This is a genomic window from Streptomyces sp. KR55, assembly GCF_052245645.1.
Taxonomy (GTDB): domain Bacteria; phylum Actinomycetota; class Actinomycetes; order Streptomycetales; family Streptomycetaceae; genus Streptomyces; species Streptomyces flavusporus.
The window spans coordinates 1-5,168 of record NZ_JBQQCE010000591.1; the positions used below are offsets into that span (position 1 = coordinate 1).

At 70.2% G+C, this 5,168-nt stretch carries 7 protein-coding genes; 3 read left to right on the plus strand and 4 right to left on the minus strand.

Annotated features, from left to right (window positions below; all coding sequences use genetic code 11):
• The coding region (locus ACTWQJ_RS46065; protein ID WP_443312352.1) for a fructose-bisphosphatase class II at positions 1–455 on the minus strand (455 nt) is incomplete at its 3' end.
• A gap of 127 nt (positions 456–582) precedes the next feature.
• On the opposite strand from ACTWQJ_RS46065, the gene ACTWQJ_RS46070 reads away from it, so the two are divergent.
• Positions 583–1,116, plus strand: a complete 534-nt coding sequence (locus tag ACTWQJ_RS46070) for a DUF4245 domain-containing protein (RefSeq protein WP_443312353.1) — start codon at positions 583–585, stop codon at positions 1,114–1,116.
• A 64-nt stretch (positions 1,117–1,180) separates the two neighbouring features.
• On the opposite strand, the gene ACTWQJ_RS46075 is transcribed toward ACTWQJ_RS46070, so the two are convergent.
• From ACTWQJ_RS46075 to xseA, 3 genes are all read right to left on the minus strand, one after another.
• A complete protein-coding gene (locus tag ACTWQJ_RS46075; protein ID WP_443312354.1) occupies positions 1,181–1,771 on the minus strand; it encodes a malonic semialdehyde reductase in 591 nt (196 codons plus the stop codon).
• Between the two features lie 132 nt (positions 1,772–1,903).
• Positions 1,904–2,143 (minus strand): exodeoxyribonuclease VII small subunit, encoded by a 240-nt coding sequence (locus tag ACTWQJ_RS46080; protein ID WP_385510806.1) that lies wholly within the window; start codon positions 2,141–2,143, stop codon positions 1,904–1,906.
• Complete coding sequence (gene xseA / locus ACTWQJ_RS46085) at positions 2,140–3,372, minus strand: exodeoxyribonuclease VII large subunit (RefSeq protein ID WP_443312355.1); 1,233 nt, start codon at positions 3,370–3,372, stop codon at positions 2,140–2,142. Before xseA ends, ACTWQJ_RS46080 begins: the two co-directional genes overlap by 4 nt.
• A gap of 213 nt (positions 3,373–3,585) precedes the next feature.
• On the opposite strand from xseA, the gene ACTWQJ_RS46090 reads away from it, so the two are divergent.
• Both ACTWQJ_RS46090 and ppgK read left to right on the plus strand, forming a co-directional pair.
• A complete protein-coding gene (locus tag ACTWQJ_RS46090) occupies positions 3,586–4,596 on the plus strand; it encodes a 4-hydroxy-3-methylbut-2-enyl diphosphate reductase (protein ID WP_443312356.1) in 1,011 nt (336 codons plus the stop codon).
• A 29-nt stretch (positions 4,597–4,625) separates the two neighbouring features.
• Positions 4,626–5,168 (plus strand): polyphosphate--glucose phosphotransferase (gene ppgK, locus ACTWQJ_RS46095; RefSeq protein WP_443312357.1); only part of this gene is annotated, 543 nt, incomplete at its 3' end.

The following is a 5,168-nucleotide window of genomic DNA, read 5'->3' on the forward strand; positions in this document are numbered from 1 at the left end:
ATGTCGACGAAGTCGGCCGCCTCGGGCCCGGTGACCAGCTTGTCCATGTAGAAGACGGCGGACGGGTCGAACATCGATCCGCGCTCGGCGGCGGCCAGCACCGCGATCGCGTTCGGCATGCCCTTCGCGGTCAGGGTCGTGCCGTCGATCGGGTCGACGGCGATGTCGCACTCGGGCCCGGTGCCGTCCCCGACGCGCTCCCCGTTGAAGAGCATCGGCGCCTCGTCCTTCTCGCCCTCCCCGATGACGACGACGCCGTTCATGGAGACGGTGGAGACGAGGGTGCGCATGGCGCGCACCGCGGCACCGTCGGCGCCGTTCTTGTCACCGCGGCCCACCCAGCGGCCGGCGGCCATCGCCGCGGCTTCGGTCACGCGGACCAGTTCCAGCGCGAGGTTGCGGTCGGGGGCCTCGGAGGGGACATCGAGTTCGGACGGCAGATGATGCTCGGTCATCGGAACGCACCTTTCTGATACGACGACGGCCGGATGAGGGTATTCGGTGACGACTCTATCGTCAGACGACAGAATGAGCAGATACCCCCACGGATGAGCAGCGTGAGCACCTGCGACGATAGGACGCGTGGCAGGTACGAACGGCAAGCAGAAAACGGTCCGGGACATGGTGCTCTCCCTGGGCCTGATCGTGCTGGCGGCATGGGTGATCTACCTCTTCATCCCGCACGACGACAAGGAACCCGACCTTCCGCGGGTCGACTACCGGGTCGAGCTGCTCACGGCACGCCGTGCGGCCGCGTATCCGGTGGCTGCGCCGGAGGGCCTGCCGCAGAGCTGGAAGCCGACGTCCGTCCGCTTCGACGGCACCGAGCACGACGTCTGGCACCTCGGCTTCCACGCCCCTGACGGGGAGTACGTGGCGGTCGAGCAGTCGACCGAGAAGCGGGTCCCGTTCATCGAGGACGCGAGCCAGGGCGCGCAGGAGACCGACGTCACCGAGGAGATCGGCGGCCGTACGTGGGTGCGGTACACCGGCGGGCGGTACGACGCGCTGGTGCTGGCCGAGGACGAGGACACCAAGGGCGCGACGACGGTGGTCGCCGGCACGGGGTCGTTCGAGCAGCTGGCGGAGATGGCCGGGGCGCTGAAGACGTCCTGACTCCCTGTGCGCCACAGCGAAGGCCCCCCGGCAGCCGGGGGGCCTTCGCTGTGGCGCACGCGTCTCAGACGGTGGTGACGACCTGCTCGTAGGCCAGGCGCGGCGAGCGCGGGAACCAGGCGTCCGGGCCCGGCTTGCCGATGTTGACGACCATCAGCGGCGTGTGGTCGTCGTCCAGGAACTCCTTGCGCAGCCCCTCGGAGTCGAAGCCGTTCATGGGGCCGGCGGCCAGCCCGGCGGCGCGGACGCCGACGATGAAGTACGCGGCCTGGAGGGCGGCGTTCAGTCCGGCGGAGTTCTCGCGCGCCGAGCGCTCCGCGAAGAAGAGGTCCTTCGCCTGCGGGAAGTGCGGGAAGAGCTCCGGCAGCTCCTGGTGGAACTCGTTGTCCGCGGAGAGGATCGCGACCAGCGGGGCGGCGGCCGTCTTGGCCTGGTTGCCCTCGGCCAGGTGCTGGACCAGGCGCTCACGGGCCTCGGGGGAGCGGACGAGGGTGATGCGCAGCGGGGACTGGTTGAAGGCGGTCGGACCGTACTTGACCAGGTCGTAGATCGCCTGCACCTGCTCGTCGGTGACGGGCTCGTCGGTGAAGGTGTTCGCGGTACGGGCCTCGCGGAACAGCAGGTCCTGGGCGGCGCGGTCAAGAACGAGAGACATGGTGAACCTTCTGTGCATGAGTCCGATCCGGCGGCCGGATCGGCTGACGGACATGACCGTACGCGAATGAAGTTCAACGTTCAACCAAAAGGGTGGCGTGGTGATCCGCTTCACAGCCCACCCGGCCCCCGGTTACCCGGCGTCGCTGCCGCTCTTCTCCTCGTGCGCCGCCTCCTCGGCCAACGCCGCGTCCAGCCGGGCCCGCGCCCCCTCCAGCCACCGCCGGCACACCTTCGCCAGCTCCTCGCCCCGCTCCCACAGCGCGAGCGACTCCTCCAGCGTCGTGCCACCGGCCTCCAGCCGCCGTACGACCTCGATCAGTTCGTCGCGCGCCTGCTCGTACCCGAGCGCCTCATCCACCTTGCTGCTCATCCGCCCACCCTAGGACCTGACTCGACATCGACTCGTACGGCGAACTCGCCCTCGGCCACCCGGGCCCGCAGCCGCTCCTCGGCGGTCACGTCGTCCGGCGTGCGGACCGCGTGCCCGTCGGCCTTCTGCAGCACCGCGTAGCCCCGCTTCAGCGTCGCCGCCGGCGAAAGGGCCACCACGCGTGCGTGCGTATGGGTCAGCTCCGACTCGGCGCGGTCGAGGTGATGCCCCAGACACCGCCGCCCGCGGTCGACCAGCGACGTCACCTGGTCGGCCCGCTCGTCGATCATCCGGTGCGGATCCTCTATCGCCGGCCGTGCCAGCGCATGCGCGAGCCCGCGCTCCTCCCGCTCCACGAACGCCTCGACACACCGCCGCGCACGGTCGCGGAGCAGCCGTACACGCTCGAACTCCTCACCCACGTCCGGTACGACCTTCTTCGCCGCGTCGGTGGGAGTGGAGGCGCGCAGGTCGGCGACGTAGTCGAGGAGCGGGGTGTCGGGCTCGTGGCCGATGGCCGACACCACGGGCGTACGACAGGCGGAGACGGACCGGATCAGCTGCTCGTCGGAGAACGGCAGCAGATCCTCCACGCTGCCACCGCCCCGGGCCACGATGATCACGTCGACGTCGTCGAGCTCGTCGAGCTCCTTCACCGCCTGCACGACCTGCGGCACCGCGTGCACGCCCTGCACGGCGACGTTGCGCACCTCGAAGCGGACCGCCGGCCAGCGGTGCCGGGCGTTCTCCAGCACGTCCCGCTCCGCGGCGGAGGCCCGGCCGCAGACCAGCCCGACGAGCTGCGGCAGAAACGGCAACGGCCGCTTGCGCTCCGCCGCGAACAGCCCCTCGGCCGCCAGCGTCTTCTTCAGCTGCTCCAGCCGCGCGAGCAGCTCCCCGACCCCCACGGGCCTTATCTCGGCGGCCCGCAACGACAGCTGCCCCCGCGGTGCGTACCACTCCGGCTTCGCGAGGACGACGACCCGGGCGCCCTCGCTCACCACGTCGGCCACGGCGTCGAACACCTGCCGGTAACAAGTGACGCTCACCGAGATGTCGTACGAGGGATCCCGCAGCGTCAGGAACACGACCCCCGCGCCCGGCCGCCGCGACAACTGCGTGATCTGCCCCTCGACCCACACCGCACCGAGCCGATCGATCCACCCACCGATGAGCCGCGACACCTCACCGACAGGGAGCGGGGTTTCGGGGGACGTGTTGACAGCCATGCCGCGAGCGTAATGGCCGCCACCGACATTCCAGACTGTCCGGCGACTGTCCAGCCCGTCCGGCGATTGAGGACGAGGCCGTTCAGGCCGAAGCGGGGTCTGGGGGCGCAGCCCCCTGGGACGGGAAGGGATGGGGCGGAGGGGGCGAAACAACGCGAAGGCCCACGACCGGCACCGGTTCGGCCCCCAGAACGCGGCCTTACGATGGTGCCCATGACTGCTTCGCCTGGCCGCCGTGTCCTGCTCGCCGCCCCCCGTGGCTACTGCGCGGGTGTGGACCGCGCCGTGATCGCCGTCGAGAAAGCCCTGGAGCAGTACGGGGCTCCGGTCTATGTCCGCCACGAGATCGTCCACAACAAGTACGTCGTACAGACCCTGGAGAAGAAGGGCGCCATCTTCGTCGAGCGGACCGAGGAGGTCCCCCCGGGGAACATCGTCATGTTCTCCGCGCACGGCGTCGCCCCGACCGTCCACGAGGAGGCCAGGCAGGGCCGCCTCGCCACCATCGACGCGACCTGCCCGCTGGTCACCAAGGTCCACAAGGAAGCCGTCCGCTTCGCTGACGACGACTACGACATCCTCCTGATCGGCCACGAGGGCCACGAGGAGGTCATCGGCACCTCCGGCGAGGCCCCCGACCACATCCAGCTCGTCGACGGCCCCGGCGACGTCGAGAAGGTCGAGGTCCGCGACCCCTCCAAGGTCGTCTGGCTCTCCCAGACCACGCTCTCCGTCGACGAGACCATGGAGACCGTCGACGCCCTGAAGGAGAAGTTCCCGCAGCTGATCTCCCCGCCGAGCGACGACATCTGCTACGCCACGCAGAACCGCCAGCTCGCGGTGAAGCAGATGGGCGCCGAGGCCGACCTGGTGATCGTGGTCGGCTCCCGGAACTCCTCCAACTCCAAGCGGCTCGTCGAGGTCGCCAAGCTGGCCGGCGCCCGCGAGTCCTACCTCGTGGACTTCGCCGCCGAGATCGACGAGGCCTGGCTGGAGGGCGTGTCCACGGTCGGTGTCACCTCCGGTGCCTCCGTCCCCGAGGTCCTCGTCGAGGAGGTCCTCGAATGGCTCGCCCAGCGTGGCTTCGAGGACGTCGAGCTCGTCAAGGCGGCCGAGGAGTCCATCACGTTCTCGCTGCCGAAGGAGCTGCGCCGTGACCTGCGCGAGGAGGCGGCCGCGCTGATCGCGGAGCGCACGCGGGCGGAGGACCCCGCCGGGGAGTGACCGTCAGTGGTCCGTCGTAACGTGGTGACATGCAGATCTTCGGCGTGGACATCGGCGGATCAGGGATCAAGGGTGCCCCTGTGGACCTCGACAGGGGCGACCTGGCGGACGAGCGGTTCAAGGTGCTGACCCCGCACCCGGCCACGCCCGATTCGGTGGCCGACGGGGTCAAGGAGGTCGTCGACCACTTCGGCTGGACCGGACCGGTCGGCGTCACGTTCCCGGGCGTCGTCACCGGCGGCGCCACGATCCGCACGGCGGCGAACGTCGCCAAGAGCTGGATCGACACCGACGCGCGCGCGTTGCTCGGGGACCGCCTGGGCGGCGCCCCGGTGACGGTCGTGAACGACGCGGACGCGGCGGGCATCGCCGAGATGTCCTTCGGCGCCGGCCGCGACCGCAGAGGCACGGTCATCCTGCTGACCTTCGGCACCGGCATCGGCAGCGCCCTCTTCATCGACGGCGCCCTCGTCCCCAACACCGAGCTGGGCCACCTGGAGCTGCACGGCCACGACGCCGAGAAGCGCGCCTCCAGCAAGGCCAAGGAGGACCACGACCTGTCCTGGGAGAAC